Raw genomic sequence first — 15,213 nt, 5'->3', positions numbered from 1 at the left:
TGGGGTCGAACCACCCACCCTCGTGTGACCGTGGCGGCACAGCACTCGATCTCGACCACATCACACCGATGGAGTCGGCCTAGGAGGACCCGATGACCCAGCTGGACGTAGGACCCATCGACTATCTCGCCCTGGAGTTCCCGGGGGCGCGGATGGAGGGCGAGGGCCTGGCAGCGCTCCTCGACCTCACCGATCGCGGGATCATCCGGATCCTGGACCTGGTGGCGGCTGTCGTGGCCGAGGACGGCAGCTTCACCGTGGTGGCGCTCTCCGACCTCGACGGCGACGGGGTGCTCGACCTGGCGGTGTTCGAGGGCGCCCGCTCGGGCCTGCTCGACGACGCCGACGTCGCCCAGAGCGCGGCGCTCGTGCAGCCGGGCAACGCCGTCGCCGTGCTGCTCTACGAGAACACCTGGGCGGGACCCTTCGTCACCGCCATGCGCAATGTCGGAGCCGAGGTCATCGCCAGCGGGCGGATCCCGGCCGAGGACGTCATCACCGCCCTCGACGCGCTCGAGACCGCGGAAGCCTGAAGGAGACTGACATGGGACTGATCGGTGGAATGGCCCGCACGGCCGTCGTCGCGGGCACCGCGACGGCGGTGTCCAACCGGGTGTCGCGCCGCCAGGCGGGGCGCTGGCAGGCACAGGAGGCCCAGGCCTACCAGCAGCCTCCGCAGCAGTACGCCCCCCCGCCGCCCCCGCCGCCGCCGGCGGCGACGGACTCGGACGACCTGATCGAGACGCTCCAGAAGCTCGGGGCGCTGCGCGACCAGGGCATCCTGACCGACGCCGAGTTCGAGGCGCAGAAGGCGAAGGCGCTGGCCGGGCTCTGAGCGACGTACGACGTGCAACGGCCCCCCTCGCGCCTGGCGCGAGGGGGGCCGTTGCACGTGCCTGCCGGACGTCAGGCCAGCAGCTTGGCCTTGCCCTGCTGGAACTCCGCCTCGCTGATGGTGCCGGCGTCCCGGAGGTCGGCGAGGCTCTGGATCTCGCCCGCGGTGCTGGGCGACCCCGCCACGCTCTGGACGTAGGAGCGCATCTGCTGGTCCCGGAGAGAGGCGTCCTGGACGGCGTGCTCACCCATCCGGTGACCGCGCGCGATCAGGTAGACGAACACGCCCAGGTAGGGCAGCACGATCACGAAGAGCGTCCACAGAGCCTTGCCCCAGCCTCCCAGGTCGTCGCTGCGGAAGATGTCGCCGAAGACGCCGATCAGCAGCCAGATCCAGATGAAGAAGAGGAAGAACCACAGCATGCTGAGGAAGACGTCCCCGGGGGTGTACTCCAACACGGTGACCACGGTGAACCTCCTGGCAAAGTCGCAGCGGCGCTCCGCTGCAGCGTGCCGTCGGGTCGACGGCAGCCTGGGCCCAGCGTGGGCACCGCCGGGGTGGGCGGGCACCACCCCGGGCAGGGTGGAAGCCGGTGAGCGCCGACCGTCGGTGGGTCGTGGCACGCTGCGGACATGGTGGAGCTCAGCGACCGTGACCTGACCGGATCCCGCTTCAGGACCGTCGACCTGAGCGGGAGCCGGTTCAGCGACGTCAACCTGAGCGGCGCGCTCCTGCGCGGCGCGTGGGCCGACCGGCTCGAGCTCGACGGGGCGTTCGGCGCCCTCGTCGTCAACGGCGTCGACGTCATGCCGTTCGTGCTGGCCGAGATGGACCGGCTCGACCCCGAGCGGCCGTTGATGCGACCTGAGGACGCCGACGGCTTCCGGGTCGCCTGGCCGATCATCGAGCAGCGCTGGGCCGAGACGGTCGAGCGAGCCCGACGGCTGCCGCCCGACCTGGTGCACGAGCGCGTCGACGAGGAGTGGTCCTTCATCGAGACCCTGCGGCACCTGGTGATGGCGACCGATGCGTGGGTGCTCCGCGCGCTGCTCGGCGAGCCGGCGCCCTACCACCCCCTCGGCCTGCCGCACTCCGAGATGGACCCCTCCCTGGGCCTGCCGCGCGACCTCGACGCGCGCCCCGGCCTCGACGAGGTGCTGGCGATTCGGGCGGACCGGATGGCCACGGTCGGCGCCGTCATCGCCGAGCTGAGCGACGAGCGGCTCGACGCCATGACGGAGCCCGTGCTGGACCCGGGCTACCCGGAGCGCGTGAGCCACCCCGTACGCCGGTGCCTCGGTGCCGTCCTCAGCGAGGAGTGGGAGCACCGCCGCTTCGCCGAGCGCGACCTCGCGGTCCTGGAGGAGCGGGCCAGCGCTGTGGTGACGGTCACCCCTGACCGCTAGCATCGCGCAACGAGAACCTGTTCTAGTGCGAGGTGGCTGTCGATGTCCGGACCAGTTCCCCATGGCTTCAACCTGTCGCGGGTCTTCTCCACCGTGGCGGCCGCGGTGCCCGACCAGGTGGTGCTCATCTGGCGCGACCGCAGGGTGACGTACGCCGAGATGGACGCGCGGGCGACGGGACTGGCGAGCCTGCTCGTGGAGCGCGGGCTCGGGTCGCACGCGGAGCGGGAGACGCTCGCCGGGCACGAGTCCGGCCAGGACCACCTCGGCATCTACCTGCACAACGGCAACGAGTACCTCGAGTCGATGATCGGCTCCTTCCGGGCCCGGGTCGCACCGTTCAACGTCAACTACCGCTACGTCGCGGAGGAGCTCGTCTACCTCCTGACCGACGCGCGGACGCGGGCGCTGGTCTACCACGCGGAGTTCGCGCCGACGTTGGCCGCGATCCGGGACCAGCTGCCCGACCTCGAGCTGCTGGTCCAGGTGGCCGACGAGTCCGGCCACGACCTGCTGCCGGGGGCGGTCGACTACGAGCAGGCGGTGGCCACGCCGGTGCCCGCGGCCGGGCTTCCTGAGCCCGACGGCGACGACCTCTACATCCTCTACACCGGAGGCACCACCGGCATGCCCAAGGGCGTGCTGTGGCGCAACGACGACATCTACGTGAGCTCGATGGGCGGTACCCCGTTCGGCACGACCGAGCCCTACACGTCGTACGACGCCATCGCGGCGGCGGCGCGGGCGGGCGGCGGCGGGATGCGGCTGCTGATGATCCCGCCGTTCATGCACGGTGCCGCGCAGTGGTCGACCTTCCACACCATCACCGGTGGCGGCGCGATCGTGCTGCCCGACGAGGTGCGCCGACTGGTGCCGAGCGATGCGATCGGCGTCGCCGTGCGCGAGAAGGTGGTCAGCATCCCGGTCGTCGGCGACGCGGTCGCCCTGCCCCTCATCGAGGAGGTCGAGCGCGGCGACCACGACCTGTCCGGGCTGGCCGCCTTCAACAACGGCGGCGCGCCGCTCACGCCGGGCGTGCGGGACCGGATCCTGAGCGCCCTGCCGCACGTCCTGGTGATGGACGCGGCCGGCGCGTCCGAGACCGGGCTGCAGATGAGCTCGCTCTCGCTCAAGGGCATGGAGGCCGGCACCGCGACCTTCGACCCGATCCCCACGACGACCCTGGTCGACGACCTCCTGAGCCGGACGCTGCAGCCGGGGGAGGGCGAGGGCTGGCTGGCGCAGCGCGGTCGGGTGCCGCTCGGCTACCTGGGCGACGCGGCGAAGACGGCGCGCACCTTCCCGGTCATCGACGGCGTGCGGTTCTCGATCCCCGGCGACCGCGCGGTCATCAACGCCGAGGGGCGGGTCGTGCTGCTCGGTCGCGACGGGGTCACCATCAACTCCGGGGGCGAGAAGATCTTCGTCGAGGAGGTCGAGCGCGCGCTGGCCGCACACCCGGCCGTGCGTGACGTCGTCGTCGTCGGTCGCCCGTCGCAGCGGTGGGGGAGCGAGCCGGTCGCCGTGGTTCAGCTCGAGGACGGCGCGGAGGCGACCGACGAGGAGCTGGTCGCCGAGGCTGAGCGGCACATCGCCCGCTACAAGGTCCCGAAGGCGATCGTCCGGGTCGCCGCGGTGCAGCGCTCGCCCTCGGGCAAGGCCGACTACCGCTGGGCCAAGGCGCAGGCGGTCGAGCCCGTCGGCTGACCCGGGTCACACCACCGCCGGCGGCACCGCCGTCTCCGTCGCCGTGGTCGGGAGGGTGTGCGCCGAGGACGCCGCGGCGGCGACCGAGTCGCCGAGCGTGCCGCGCGGCTCGCGGTGCCGTCCCATCAGCACGGCCATCACGACACCGGAGAGGCTCAGCGCCGCCATCACCCACGCCGTGGTGCTCAGCCCGGCGGCCAGGGCGACGTCGGCGGCGTCCCCGTCCGCGATCCGGCCGGCCGTCACGTTGCTGTACAGCGTGGCCGCCAGGGCGGTGGCGACGGCGGCTCCGACGTACCGCGCCATGTTGGAGACCCCCGAGGCCTCACCGACCTGGTTGGAGGGCACGCACGACGTCGCCGCGGCCGACGACGGACCGTTGGACAGCCCCATGCCGACGGCCACGGCGATGAGCGGGAAGAAGAAGGCGAGGTAGGCCCAGGACGAGTCCGCGAGCCCGATCCATGCGAACCCGATGGTCGTGACCAGGAAGCCAACGCCGACGACCTCCCGCCCGCCGAACCTGGCGGCCAGTCGCGGGACCAGCGGCGCCGAGACGACCAGGCCGACCGTCGCCGGCAGGGTCGCCAGGCCCGCGTCGAGCGCGCTGAAGCCCAGGGCGCTCGGGTCCTGGAAGTAGAGGCTGAGGACATACATGAGCGCGTTGATCGTGCCCGCTCCGATGAGGATCGCGACGGTCGAGCCGACGAGCACCCGGTTGCGCAGCAGCCCGAGGTCGAGCAGCGGCTGGGCCACGCGGCGCTCGACGGCCACGAAGGCGAAGCCGGCAGCGATCGCGACCACGACGCAGCCGATCGTGCGGCCGGAGAACCAGCCCCAGGCGCTGCCCTTGCTCAGCGCCAGGATGAGCGGGCCGAGGGTCAGCGCGACCAGCACCGTGCCGGCGTAGTCGACCGAGCGCGGCCGGTCGGGGTCGGAGGACTCGGCGACGGTCGCGGCCGTGAGCGCGATGCACGCCGCGGCGATCCCGGCGTCGATCCAGAAGAGTCCCTGCCAGCCGGTGCTGCCGACGAGGACGCCGCCGATGAGGGGGCCGGCGGCGGCACCGACGGCCGCCGCGGCGCCCCAGAACGTCACCGCGCGCACCTGCTCCTTGCCGCTGAAGGCGACGGTCAGCAGGCTCATCCCGCAGGCCAGGATGGTCGCGCCCGCGGCCCCCTGGATCATCCGGCCGGCGATGACGGCCCCGCCCGAGCTGGACAGCGCGATCAGGACGCACGACCCGACGAAGAGCAGCAGCCCGAGCTGGAAGATCCGCCGGCGGCCGAAGACGTCACCGAGGGAGCCCGAGGTGATGATCACCGCCGCGCCGACCAGGGAGTAGCCGGTCACGGCCCACTGCAGCGTGTTCACCGACGTGCCGGTGTCCTCGCTGATCGCGGGCAGCAGGATGGTCACCGCCGAGGTGTTCGCGTTCACCACCAGCGTCGAGATGCAGGTGGCGAGGAGGACGCCCGACGTCCGGCTGCCGCTCATCGGAGCGCTGCGCCCTCGGTCAGGTGGACCAGCAGCCGTGACTGCGCGACCACCATCTTCTCGATCTCGGCCGGGTCGACGCTCTCGTCGGAGGCGTGGATCCGTGCCTCGGCCACGTCCTCGGGCCCCCACAGGATGAACTCCGCACCGGGGCACGCCTGCTGGAGGGTGCGCAGCAGCGGGATCGACCCACCGGACCCGGCCTCCGCGGCGGGCTTGCCGTACGCCTCCTCGAGCGCGACCCGCGCGGCGGCGTACCCGGGCCCGTCGGTGGCGCACCGGAACGGCGGCGCCTCCTTGGTCCGCTGCACGTCCAGCTGGGCGCCGTACGGCGTGTGCGACTCGAGGTGGGCGACCAGGGCGTCGAGCTCCTGGACGGGATCGGAGCCGGGCACGATGCGCATGGAGATCTTGGCCCGGGCCTCGGGGATCAGCACGTTGGACGAGGTGGCGACGGGCGTCATGTCGATGCCGATCGCCGAGACCGAGGGCCGCGACCACAGCCGGGTGCCGATGCTTCCCGTCCCGGTGAGCCGGACGCCGTCGGCGAGGTCGGCGCTCGCCTCGAAGTCGTCGGCGCTCATGTCGGCCCCGGTCCACTCGCCGCTCGAGACGCCGGCGACGGCGACGTTGCCCTCCGCGTCGTGCAGGCTCGAGAGCAGCCGGGCGAGCGTCATCATCGCGTCGGGCGCGGCGCCACCGAAGACCCCGGAGTGCAGCGGGTGCTCGAGGGTGCGCACCGTGGCGACGCAGGCGACGTCGCCACGGAGCGCAGTCGTGAGGATCGGCTCGCCGACGGTCAGGTTGCCCATGTCGCAGACGACGAAGACGTCGCACTGGAAGAGGTCGGGATGTGCCCCGACGAAGGCCTCCAGGTTGCTCTCGGTCTCCTCCATCCCCTCGAGGACGAGCTTGACCGTGCACGGCGGGGCACCGTCGAAGACGCGCATCGTGCCGAGGTGGGCCACCAGGCCACCCTTGTCGTCGGCCGCGCCCCGCCCGTAGATCCGTCCGTTCTTGTGGGTGGCGGTCCACGGGTCCGACGTCCAGCCCTGCTCGGGAGGGGCGGGCTGCACGTCGTAGTGGGCGTAGAGCAGCACGACCGGAGAGCCCGTCGGGCCCGGCGCCTCGGCGTAGATGGGCGGGTAGCCGGTCGGCACCTCCATCAGCCGGGCGTCGGTGAAGCCGACCTCGCGGAACATGTCGAGCGTCGTCGCCGCCATCTCGTGGACCGGCTCGGACGGGTAGCCGGGGAACGCGACCGACGGCAGCGCGACCAGCTGCTCCAGCTGCGTGATGAGGCTCGGCATCATCGCCCTCGCCCGCTTCTCGATCTCCTGGAGCTCCATGGGTCCTCCTGTGCGTGGGTGGCGGGAGTGGTCCGTCAGAAGAGGACGGAGCCGATGAGTGCGCCGACGCCGACGGTGACCACGGTCATGATCAGCATCGGGACGAAGAAGCTGTGGTCGATGAGCTTGTTGCCCAGCTTGGTGGTGCCACTGAGGTCGAAGTTCGCCGCCGCGATCTGGGTGCCGTTCGCGGGGAGCGTGTAGACGCCGCTGAGCGCGCCGGCCCACATGCCGGTGACGAGACCGGGTGAGAGGCCCGCGGCGAGGCCGATGGGCACGATCGTCCGGGTCGCCGTGGACTGGCTGGTGGTGAGGGCGGCCACGAGGAAGACGGCGAGCGCGAAGAGGAACTTCCAGTCGGTGACCCAGCCCCCGATCGTGTCGATGATCCGCTCCTCGTGCGCGGAGATGAACGTCGCGGTGAGCCACGCGATCCCGAAGAGAGCGATCGCGGAGATCATGCCGGCCTTGAAGACCGACTGGTCGGGGACCTCCTCGACCTTCGGCTTGCCGAGGAAGAGGATCGCGACGCCGACCGCGAACATGACCATCACGATGGTGGTCGTCATGTCGATCGACACGCTGCCCTCGCCCTCCACGGGGAAGGAGGGCCGCAGGTCGGGGAAGAGCCCGAGGATGACGATCACGACGACACCGGCGAAGAACGCCAGCGCGGAGTTCCTCCCGGCGGAGGTGTAGCTCAGCGCCGACGACGCCGGCGTCCCGTCGCTCGCCGGTGCGTCGGCCGCGGGTGCGTCGGTCGCCGACGTGCCCGGAGCCGCGAGCTCTCCGGCGCTGATCCGGGCCTGGACGGCGGGGTCGTCGTCGAGGTCCTTCCACATCCGGTTCACGACCAGGGACGTCACGATGATGCCGATCACGCAGGACGGCACCGTGATGGCGAGGATCTGCGTCAGCCCGAGGTCGTACGGCGCCACGTCGGTCAGGGTGAGCATCGCCGCCATCGCGGCCGACACCGGTGAGGCGGCGAGCGCCATGCCGGACTGGACCACGGTCACCGTCAGCGGCCGCGACGGCCGGATGTGGTTGCGGTAGGACACGTCGTAGATCACCGGGAGCAGCGGGTAGATGATGTTGCTGGTGCCGGCGCCGATCGAGAAGACGAACGCCGTCAACGGTGCGATCAGCGTGATCTGCTGCGGGCGCTTCTCGATGACGCGCGCGGCCATGGCCACCATCCAGTCGATGCCGCCGGCGGCCTGCATCATCGCCGCGGCCGTGACCACCGCCAGGATGATCGCCAACGCGGCCGCCGGTGGCTCGCCCGGCGGCTCGCCGAAGATGAACACCAGCACGCCGGTGCCGAGACCGCCCCACAGACCCACGCCGACGCCGCCGGCCCGCGTGCCCATCACGATGCAGCCGAGCACGACCAGCGCCTCGAGCAGGAGCTTCACATCATCTGCACTCATCTCGCCCTGCTTCCTGGTCGCTGATCGTCGCCGAGCGACCGCGCGGGGCGCGCGATCGTCCTCATGGCACGTCGCACCTGACGTCCGCGACCTGCTGCACGGTCGCCCAGGCCTCACGCACGTCGTCCAACGAGTCCTCGAGCAGCGGGCGGGCGGTCTCGAGCGCGTCCTCGCCCGCGGTGGTCGCCGACAGGACGAGGTCGTTGACAGCGGCCCGCAGCGTCGAGACCAGGGTGTCGAGGCGGCCCTCGGCCACGGCCTGGAACGCGTCGAGCTGCTGCTGCACGTCGTCGACCTGCGAGCGCAGCTCGTCGACGGCCACCGTGTCGGGGTCGACGCCGTCCAGCGAGTCCAGCCTCTCGACGAGCTGCCCGTACTGGGCGCACAGGTCGTCGTCGGCCCGCACGCGGGCCTCACCGCAACCGGTCAGGAGGACCGATCCGATCGTCAGCCCGAGTGCCGTCCCGACCGTCCCGGTCCGTCGGAGCACCGATGCGCGCCGCCTCCACATGGGGCGAACGTAGGTGGGGGTCGGGCTGTCCGGCACCACCCCGGAGCGGGTGGGATGCGGCGACGAGGATCCCCGCCCAGCGATGACTTCTCGGTGGCAGGGTGGTCAGAGCCTGCACACCCGCCGACGAAGGAGCACGACATGGCCACCCAGCTCAACCCGTACCTCGCCTTCCGCGGCCAGGCCCGCGAGGCGATGACGTTCTACCAGTCCGTGCTCGGCGGACGGCTCGAGGTGATGACGTTCGCGGACCAGGGCGGCATGGGCGTGCCCGAGAGCGAGGCCGACCAGGTGATGCACTCGGCGCTGTCGATCTCCGACACCCTGCAGCTGATGGGGTCCGACGTCCCCAGCCACATGGAGGGCGACCTCCACAACGGGCGCATCGCCCTTAGTGGCGACGACGTCGACACCCTGCGCGGCTGGTTCGACGGTCTCGTCGCCGGCGGCACCGTCAACGTGCCGCTGGAGAAGGCGCCCTGGGGTGACTGGTTCGGCGACCTCGAGGACAAGTACGGCGTCGGCTGGATGGTCAACATCTCGGGTGCCGCCGGGGAGTGACGCGCGTCGTGCTGTAGTTCTCCCATGCCGATGCTGACCCACGACGGACCGCTCTGGACGATCGACCTCGGAGACGACGAGAACCGCTTCTCGCCGGAGTGGCTCAGCACCGTCGAGGGCTTCCTCGACGACCTGGCCGCCAGCACGGAGCCGGCCGCCCTGGTCACGTCCGGGACGGGCAAGTTCTACACGAACGGGCTCGACCTGGACTGGCTCGGCGCGCACCCCGACGAGCTCGGCTCGTACGTCGCACGCGTCCACGGGCTCTTCGAGCGGGTCCTCACCCTGCCCGTCCCGACGATCGCCGCCGTCAACGGTCACGCGTTCGGGGCGGGCGCCATGCTGGCGATGGCCCACGACTACCGGGTGATGCGCACCGAGCGTGGCTACTTCTGCTTCCCCGAGGTCGACATCCACATCCCGTTCACCCCCGGGATGAACGCCCTGATCACGGCCAAGCTGACCCCGCAGGCGGCCATCGATTCGATGACGACGGGCCGTCGGTACGCCGCGGACGACGCGCGCGCTGCGGGGATCGTCGACGCCGTCGTGCCGATCGAGGAGCTGGCGGCGGCCGCTGCCGGCCGGGTCCGCGACCTCGCGGGCAAGGACCGGGCGACGCTGGGGAAGATCAAGGCCACGATGTTCGCCGGCGTCGTCGCCGCCCTGCGCGAGAGTCGCTAGCCGACCCGCTCCAGCTCGGCCCAGTCCACGCGGGCGAGCCGGCGCTGGTACTCCGCCACCTGGCCCGGCCAGTTCGTGGTGATCCGGGCGCCGTCGCGGTACCAGCTGTCGCAGTGCGACCAGATGCCCGACCCGAGGCGCGACTGCATCTCCTCGTCGTACGCGAGCCACACCTCGCGGCGTACTGCGAGCGCCGGGCCGCGTCCGTCCGCGATGCCGCGCGCCACCTGGGCGATCCAGCCCGCCTGCGCCTCCAGCATCTGGATGATCGAGCTGCCGCCCAGGTTGGTGTTGGGCCCGTAGACGCAGAAGAGGTTGGGGAAGCCGGGCACCGTCAGACCGAGGTGGGCACGGGCGCCGTCGGCCCACACGTCGCGCAGCGACACGTCGTCGACGCCGCGCACGTCGATCCGTCCGAGGTAGTCCGTCGCGGCGAAGCCGGTGCCCCAGATCAGCACGTCGACCGCGTGCAGCCGGCCGTCGGCGGTGCGGACGCCGGTCGGCTCGATCCCGGTCACGCGCTCGCTGACGACGTCGACGTGGTCCCGGGCGAGGGCGGGGTACCAGTCGTTGGAGAAGAGCAGGCGCTTGCAGCCGAGCGGGTAGTCGGGCACCAGTCGCCTGCGCAGCTCGGGGTCGGGCACGCCGCGCCGCAGGTGCAGCCGCCAGACCGCCTTGATCGCGGCCATCAGCGGCCGCTTCACCAGGGAGGTGCCCTCGAGGGCGCGGTTGAAGAGCTCCGTGAGCTCGTACGTCGCACGCCGCTCGGCCGCCAGGACGGCCGGGAACCGGCGGAAGAGCCGGTGGTGGAGCGGGGAGTAGCGCCGGTCGGGGCGCACCACGACGTACGGCGCGGACCGCTGGAAGACCGTCATCGCGGCGACCTCGTCGACGATGCCGGGCACGAGCTGGACGGCGCTGGCGCCGGTCCCGATCACGGCGACCCGCTTGCCGTCCAGGTCGACGTCGTGGCGCCACTCGGCGGAGTGGAAGGCGGGGCCGGCGAAGGTCTCGGCGCCGGCGATGTCGGGCACGACCGGCTCCGACAGCTGACCGACCGCCGCGACGACCACGTCAGCGTCGTACGAGCCGGTCGTGGTGGTCACCCGCCAGCAGGAGCCGTCCCAGGTCAGCCCGGTGACGGTGCTGCCCGTGCGCACGAGGTCGAGCAGCCCGCGGTCTGCCGCCGTGCGCTCGATGTAGGAGAGGATCTCCGGCTGCGCCGAGTAGCGGCGCGACCAGTCGGGGTTGGTCGCCCAGGACCACGAGTAGAGCGGTGAGGGCACGTCGCAGGCCGCGCCCGGGTAGGTGTTCTCGCGCCAGACCCCGCCGACCGCGTCGGCGCGCTCGAGGACCGTGACGTCGGTGATGCCGGCCTCGCGCAGGGCGTGGGCGGCCCCCAGGCCGCCGAACCCCGCGCCGATCACGACTGCTCGTGGACTCATGGGTCGACCGTAGGGTGCGCGGCCGGCCGCACGATCCATAATTCCGGACATGGTCAGGTTCGCCGACGCCGCCGTGCGGGACTGGGACTTCCCGCGCGCCGTCGCCGGGGTGGCCCTGCTGCTCGAGCACGCCCGAGAGCGCGGGGTGGCCGACGACGTGGTGCTGAGCGGGTCCGGGCTGACCGCCGTCGAGCTCGTGGCGGCCGTCGAGGTCACCGCCGCGCAGGAGCTGCGCGTGGTGCGCAACCTGCGCGGCCGGCTCGGCGAGGTCGGGCCGGAGGTCGGGCGCCGCTACCGCGCGTCGACCTTCGGCGTCCTGGGCTACGCCCTGCTGGCCAGTCGCACGGTCCACGAGGCGATGGACGTCGCGCTGCGCTTCCTCGACCTGAGCCACACCTTCGCGATCCCGCGGGTCGAGCTGGACGGGCAGCGGGTGCGGATCGTCGTCGACGGGGCGGGGCTGCCCGCCGACGTACGCCGCTTCCTGGTCGAGCGCGACGCGGCGGCCATCCGGGCGGTCCTCGCCGAGCTGGCCCGGTTGCCCATCCGGTCCGCGGGTGACGAGGCCGCGCGCGTGCTGTCCTTCGACCTCGCCGAGCTGGACCGGCCGCTGGCGCACTCCGAGCCGGCCAGCCTGGCTGCCTGCGAGGCCGCGTGCCGCGACGTGGTCGGGGCGCGACGCGAGCGCTCCGGGTTCGCCGGGCAGGTGCGGGTGCTCGTCACGCAACGGCTGCCGGTCGGCGCGCCGACGGCCGCGGTCGCCGCCTCCCTCGGGATGAGCGAGCGGACCGTGCGGCGACGGCTGGCGGCGGACGGCACCAGCTATCAGCACCTGCTCGACGAGGTGCGCGCGTCGATGGCCGAGGAGCTGCTGGGCACCGGTCGCCTCTCGGTCGAGGAGGTGGGGCTGCGCCTGGGGTACGCCGAGGCCTCCAGCTTCATCGCCGCGCACCGCCGCTGGACGGGGGAGACGCCCGGCGCGCGGGGACGACGCTGAGGCGCCGTGCGCCCGTCACCGCGGCGACGGGAGCCGTTCATCCGGGACTGGTCGGCTCGGGTCGACATCCCGACTCGGAAGGACCACTGCGGCATGCATGCACGCACCTCTCGGCCCTGGCTCGCCGTCGCCGGCCTGGCCACCCTCGCGGTCTCGGTGACCGGCACCCTCGCCTTCGCCGGCACCTCGAGCCCCACCGCCCTGTCCGACCACGGCGGCGCCACCCGCAACGCCGGTGACCGCACCGACGGCGTGCGCAAGGCCGTCGTGGGTGGACACGCCCGCAACGTCATCCTCCTGATCGGCGACGGCATGGGCGACTCGGAGATCACGGTCGCCCGCAACTACGCCAAGGGCGCGGCCGGTCGGTTCGCCGGGATCGACGCACTGCCGCTGACGGGCCAGTACACGACGTACTCGCTGGACAAGACCTCCGGCAAGCCCGACTACGTGCCCGACTCGGCCGCCACCGGGTCGGCCTGGTCGACCGGCACCAAGACCTACGACAACGCGATCTCGGTCAACCTGGCCGGCCAGCCGCAGCAGACGCTGCTGGAGCTCGCGAAGGCCAACGGCCTCAAGACCGGTGACGTCACCACCTCCGAGCTCCAGGACGCCACCCCGGCCGTCCAGGTCTCGCACATCTCGGCGCGCTCCTGCTACGGCCCGACCAAGACGACGGCGACCTGCCCGGAGGCGGCCAAGGAGAAGGGCGGGCTCGGCTCCATCACCGAGCAGCTGCTCGACGCCCGCCCCGACGTGACCCTCGGCGGCGGCGCGACGACCTTCGCCGAGACCGCGACCGCCGGCACCTGGGCCGGTCAGACGCTGCAGCAGCAGGCCACCGCCCGCGGCTACACGACCGTGACCGACGCCGCCGGTCTCGCCGCGGTCACCTCGGCCGACCAGGGCAAGCCGCTGCTCGGCCTCTTCGCGCCGGGCAACATGCCGGTGCGCTGGGTCGGCCCGGCCGCGACCGCGGGCGGCTCCAAGCTCCCGGGCGTCGCGTGCACCGACAACCCGGCCCGCCCGTCGACGCAGCCGAAGCTCTCCGAGATGACCGACAAGGCCATCAAGCTGCTCCAGAACCCCAACGGGTTCTTCCTCCAGGTCGAGGGCGCCAGCATCGACAAGCAGGACCACGCCGCGGACGCCTGCGGCCAGATCGGCGAGACGGTCGACCTCGACGAGGCGGTGCAGGTGGCGCTGGCGTACGCGAAGAAGGTCGGCAACACGAGCGTCTTCGTGACCGCCGACCACGCGCACACCAGCCAGATCATCGAGGTGAACAGCGACTCTCCCGGCAAGACCGTGACGCTGACCACCGCCGACCAGGCGCCGATGACGGTCAACTACGGCACGTCGACCGGGTCCTCGCAGCAGCACACCGGCACCCAGCTGCGGGTCGCCGGCTACGGCCCCGGAGCCGCCAACATCGTGGGGCTCACCGACCAGACCGACCTCTTCTACACGATCCGCAACGCGCTCGGGCTGGCCGACGACCCGAAGCACGCCAGCGACAAGGCGAAGGTCTCGGCCTCGCCGGCGAAGGTCAAGGCGGGCCGGAAGGTCACGCTCACGGCCAGCCGGTTCTACGGTGACCGCCGCGCGACGGTCACGGTGAGCGGACCCGTCAAGCAGACCCTCACCCGGGACCTCTCGGGTGGGCTGCTGAAGCTCTCCATCACCCCGAAGAAGGCGGGCACCTACACGGTGCGCGTCACCGGAGCCCAGTCGGGCAAGGTCGCGAAGGCGACCGTCAAGGTCGTCAAGGTGAAGACCAAGCACCACCGCTGATCTCGGGCGACGTCGTACGGGACGGGTCTCCACGACCGGCCCGTACGACGTCGTGGTGCGTCGCGGTGCGTCGTGCCGGGTGCGCCGGGTCGTGGTGGGGCGCACGTCGCCGAGGTCCGGTCAGGTGATGGTCATGCCGCCGTCGACCGCGAGGGTCTGGCCGGTGACGTAGCCGCCGGCGTCGGAGGCCAGGAAGACGACGGCCGCGGCCAGCTCGGCCGGGTCGCCCTGGCGGCCGGCGGGGATGCGCTGCTGCTGCGACTCGAGGTAGCCGGGCGGGTACTGCTCGGTCATCTCGGAGGCGAAGAACCCCGGCGCGATCGCGTTGACCCGGATGCCCTTGCGCCCGGTCCACTGCTGGGCCAGGTCGCGGGTGAGGCCGATCAGCCCGGCCTTCGAGGAGGCGTACGCCGCCTGGGGCAGCCCCGCGGTCGTGATGCCCAGGACCGAGCTGATGTTGATGATGCTGGAGCCGGGCTGCATCACCCGGCCGCAGGCCTGCGCCATCCAGTAGCACCCGTTGAGATTGACGTCGATCACCCGGCGGAAGTCGTCCGGCGCCTCACGGGTCGCCGGAGCCGCCGTACCGATCCCGGCGTTGTTGACCAGCACGTCGACCCGGCCGAACTCCTCCATCGCGAGCGCCACCAGGTTGCTGCACGAGTCGGGGTCGGCGACGTCGGTCCCGACGGTGAGCGCCCGCCGCCCGGCCGCCTCGACGAGCCGAGCGGTGTCGCCCAGCCGGTCGACGCGACGGGCCCCGAGCACCAGGTCGGCACCCGCCTCGGCCAGGCCCTGCGCGAACGCGACGCCCAGGCCGCTGGACGCCCCGGTCACGATCGCGACCCTGCCGTCGAGTCGGAAGAGGTCGGGGACGGTGCGTGCGTCGGTCATGGGCCGATCATGCCGGACCGTGCTGGCGGCGGCCCCGCCGGACGCATCCACCGTTTGGTCACCAACCGCAGATCTGGAGCGCTCCCACCTGCGGTTT

Annotated in this window: 15 protein-coding genes; 8 read left to right on the top strand and 7 right to left on the bottom strand. The window is 72.2% G+C overall.

From position 1 onward, the window contains the following. Positions 1-92: 92 nt before the first annotated feature. Together N542_RS0100995 and N542_RS0100990 are read left to right on the top strand one after the other, a co-directional pair. Positions 93-533: a DUF6325 family protein gene (locus tag N542_RS0100995; RefSeq protein WP_028642339.1), complete on the top strand. Its 441-nt coding sequence runs from the start codon at positions 93-95 to the stop codon at positions 531-533. Positions 534-544: 11 nt separating this feature from the next. Next, positions 545-835 (top strand): SHOCT domain-containing protein, encoded by a 291-nt coding sequence (locus N542_RS0100990; protein WP_028642338.1) that lies wholly within the window; start codon positions 545-547, stop codon positions 833-835. A 71-nt stretch (positions 836-906) separates the two neighbouring features. Here N542_RS0100990 and N542_RS0100985 read toward each other — a convergent pair whose 3' ends face one another. Continuing rightward, positions 907-1,302 (bottom strand): SHOCT domain-containing protein, encoded by a 396-nt coding sequence (locus N542_RS0100985; RefSeq protein WP_231482353.1) that lies wholly within the window; start codon positions 1,300-1,302, stop codon positions 907-909. 165 nt (positions 1,303-1,467) lie between these two features. Here N542_RS0100985 and N542_RS0100980 point away from each other — a divergent pair, with 165 nt between their 5' ends. Together N542_RS0100980 and N542_RS0100975 are read left to right on the top strand one after the other, a co-directional pair. Beyond that, a complete protein-coding gene (locus tag N542_RS0100980; protein WP_028642336.1) occupies positions 1,468-2,241 on the top strand; it encodes a DinB family protein in 774 nt (257 codons plus the stop codon). A gap of 42 nt (positions 2,242-2,283) precedes the next feature. Next, positions 2,284-3,948, top strand: a complete 1,665-nt coding sequence (locus N542_RS0100975; RefSeq protein ID WP_028642335.1) for an acyl-CoA synthetase — start codon at positions 2,284-2,286, stop codon at positions 3,946-3,948. A gap of 6 nt (positions 3,949-3,954) precedes the next feature. Here the strand turns inward: N542_RS0100975 and N542_RS0100970 are convergent, their stop codons facing one another. The 4 genes from N542_RS0100970 to N542_RS0100955 all read right to left on the bottom strand — a co-directional run bounded on the left by N542_RS0100970 (position 3,955) and on the right by N542_RS0100955 (position 8,738). Further along, positions 3,955-5,445 (bottom strand): MFS transporter, encoded by a 1,491-nt coding sequence (locus N542_RS0100970; RefSeq protein ID WP_028642334.1) that lies wholly within the window; start codon positions 5,443-5,445, stop codon positions 3,955-3,957. Then, entirely contained in the window at positions 5,442-6,794 is a 1,353-nt protein-coding gene (locus N542_RS0100965; RefSeq protein WP_028642333.1) for a M20/M25/M40 family metallo-hydrolase, read from the bottom strand. The genes N542_RS0100970 and N542_RS0100965 overlap by 4 nt, the downstream gene beginning before the upstream one ends. A gap of 35 nt (positions 6,795-6,829) precedes the next feature. Then, entirely contained in the window at positions 6,830-8,227 is a 1,398-nt protein-coding gene (locus N542_RS0100960; RefSeq protein WP_028642332.1) for an anaerobic C4-dicarboxylate transporter family protein, read from the bottom strand. A 61-nt stretch (positions 8,228-8,288) separates the two neighbouring features. Beyond that, positions 8,289-8,738, bottom strand: coding sequence for a hypothetical protein (locus N542_RS0100955; protein WP_155992803.1), 450 nt, complete (start codon positions 8,736-8,738; stop codon positions 8,289-8,291). 141 nt (positions 8,739-8,879) lie between these two features. On the opposite strand from N542_RS0100955, the gene N542_RS0100950 reads away from it, so the two are divergent. After that, positions 8,880-9,299 (top strand): VOC family protein, encoded by a 420-nt coding sequence (locus N542_RS0100950; protein ID WP_028642330.1) that lies wholly within the window; start codon positions 8,880-8,882, stop codon positions 9,297-9,299. A 24-nt stretch (positions 9,300-9,323) separates the two neighbouring features. Beyond that, positions 9,324-9,983, top strand: coding sequence for an enoyl-CoA hydratase-related protein (locus N542_RS0100945; protein WP_028642329.1), 660 nt, complete (start codon positions 9,324-9,326; stop codon positions 9,981-9,983). Here N542_RS0100945 and N542_RS0100940 read toward each other — a convergent pair. Continuing rightward, positions 9,980-11,428, bottom strand: coding sequence for a flavin-containing monooxygenase (locus N542_RS0100940; RefSeq protein ID WP_028642328.1), 1,449 nt, complete (start codon positions 11,426-11,428; stop codon positions 9,980-9,982). The two genes, N542_RS0100945 and N542_RS0100940, sit on opposite strands and share 4 nt — an antisense overlap. A 49-nt stretch (positions 11,429-11,477) precedes the next feature. Between N542_RS0100940 and N542_RS0100935 the strand changes: the two genes are divergently transcribed. Then, positions 11,478-12,425: a helix-turn-helix transcriptional regulator gene (locus N542_RS0100935; RefSeq protein WP_028642327.1), complete on the top strand. Its 948-nt coding sequence runs from the start codon at positions 11,478-11,480 to the stop codon at positions 12,423-12,425. A gap of 93 nt (positions 12,426-12,518) precedes the next feature. Next, the gene (phoA, locus tag N542_RS22795; RefSeq protein WP_081794942.1) at positions 12,519-14,222 is read left to right on the top strand and encodes an alkaline phosphatase; all 1,704 of its coding nucleotides are present in this window, start codon (positions 12,519-12,521) and stop codon (positions 14,220-14,222) included. Between the two features lie 120 nt (positions 14,223-14,342). Here phoA and N542_RS0100925 read toward each other — a convergent pair whose 3' ends face one another. Next, positions 14,343-15,116, bottom strand: coding sequence for an SDR family NAD(P)-dependent oxidoreductase (locus tag N542_RS0100925; protein WP_028642326.1), 774 nt, complete (start codon positions 15,114-15,116; stop codon positions 14,343-14,345). Positions 15,117-15,213 lie beyond the last annotated feature (97 nt).

It is taken from the genome of Nocardioides sp. URHA0020, assembly GCF_000620705.1.
In the GTDB taxonomy this organism is placed as follows: Bacteria; Actinomycetota; Actinomycetes; order Propionibacteriales; family Nocardioidaceae; genus Nocardioides.
The sequence above is the reverse complement of the archived record's forward strand: the minus strand, read 5'-3'. Positions and strand labels throughout refer to the sequence as shown.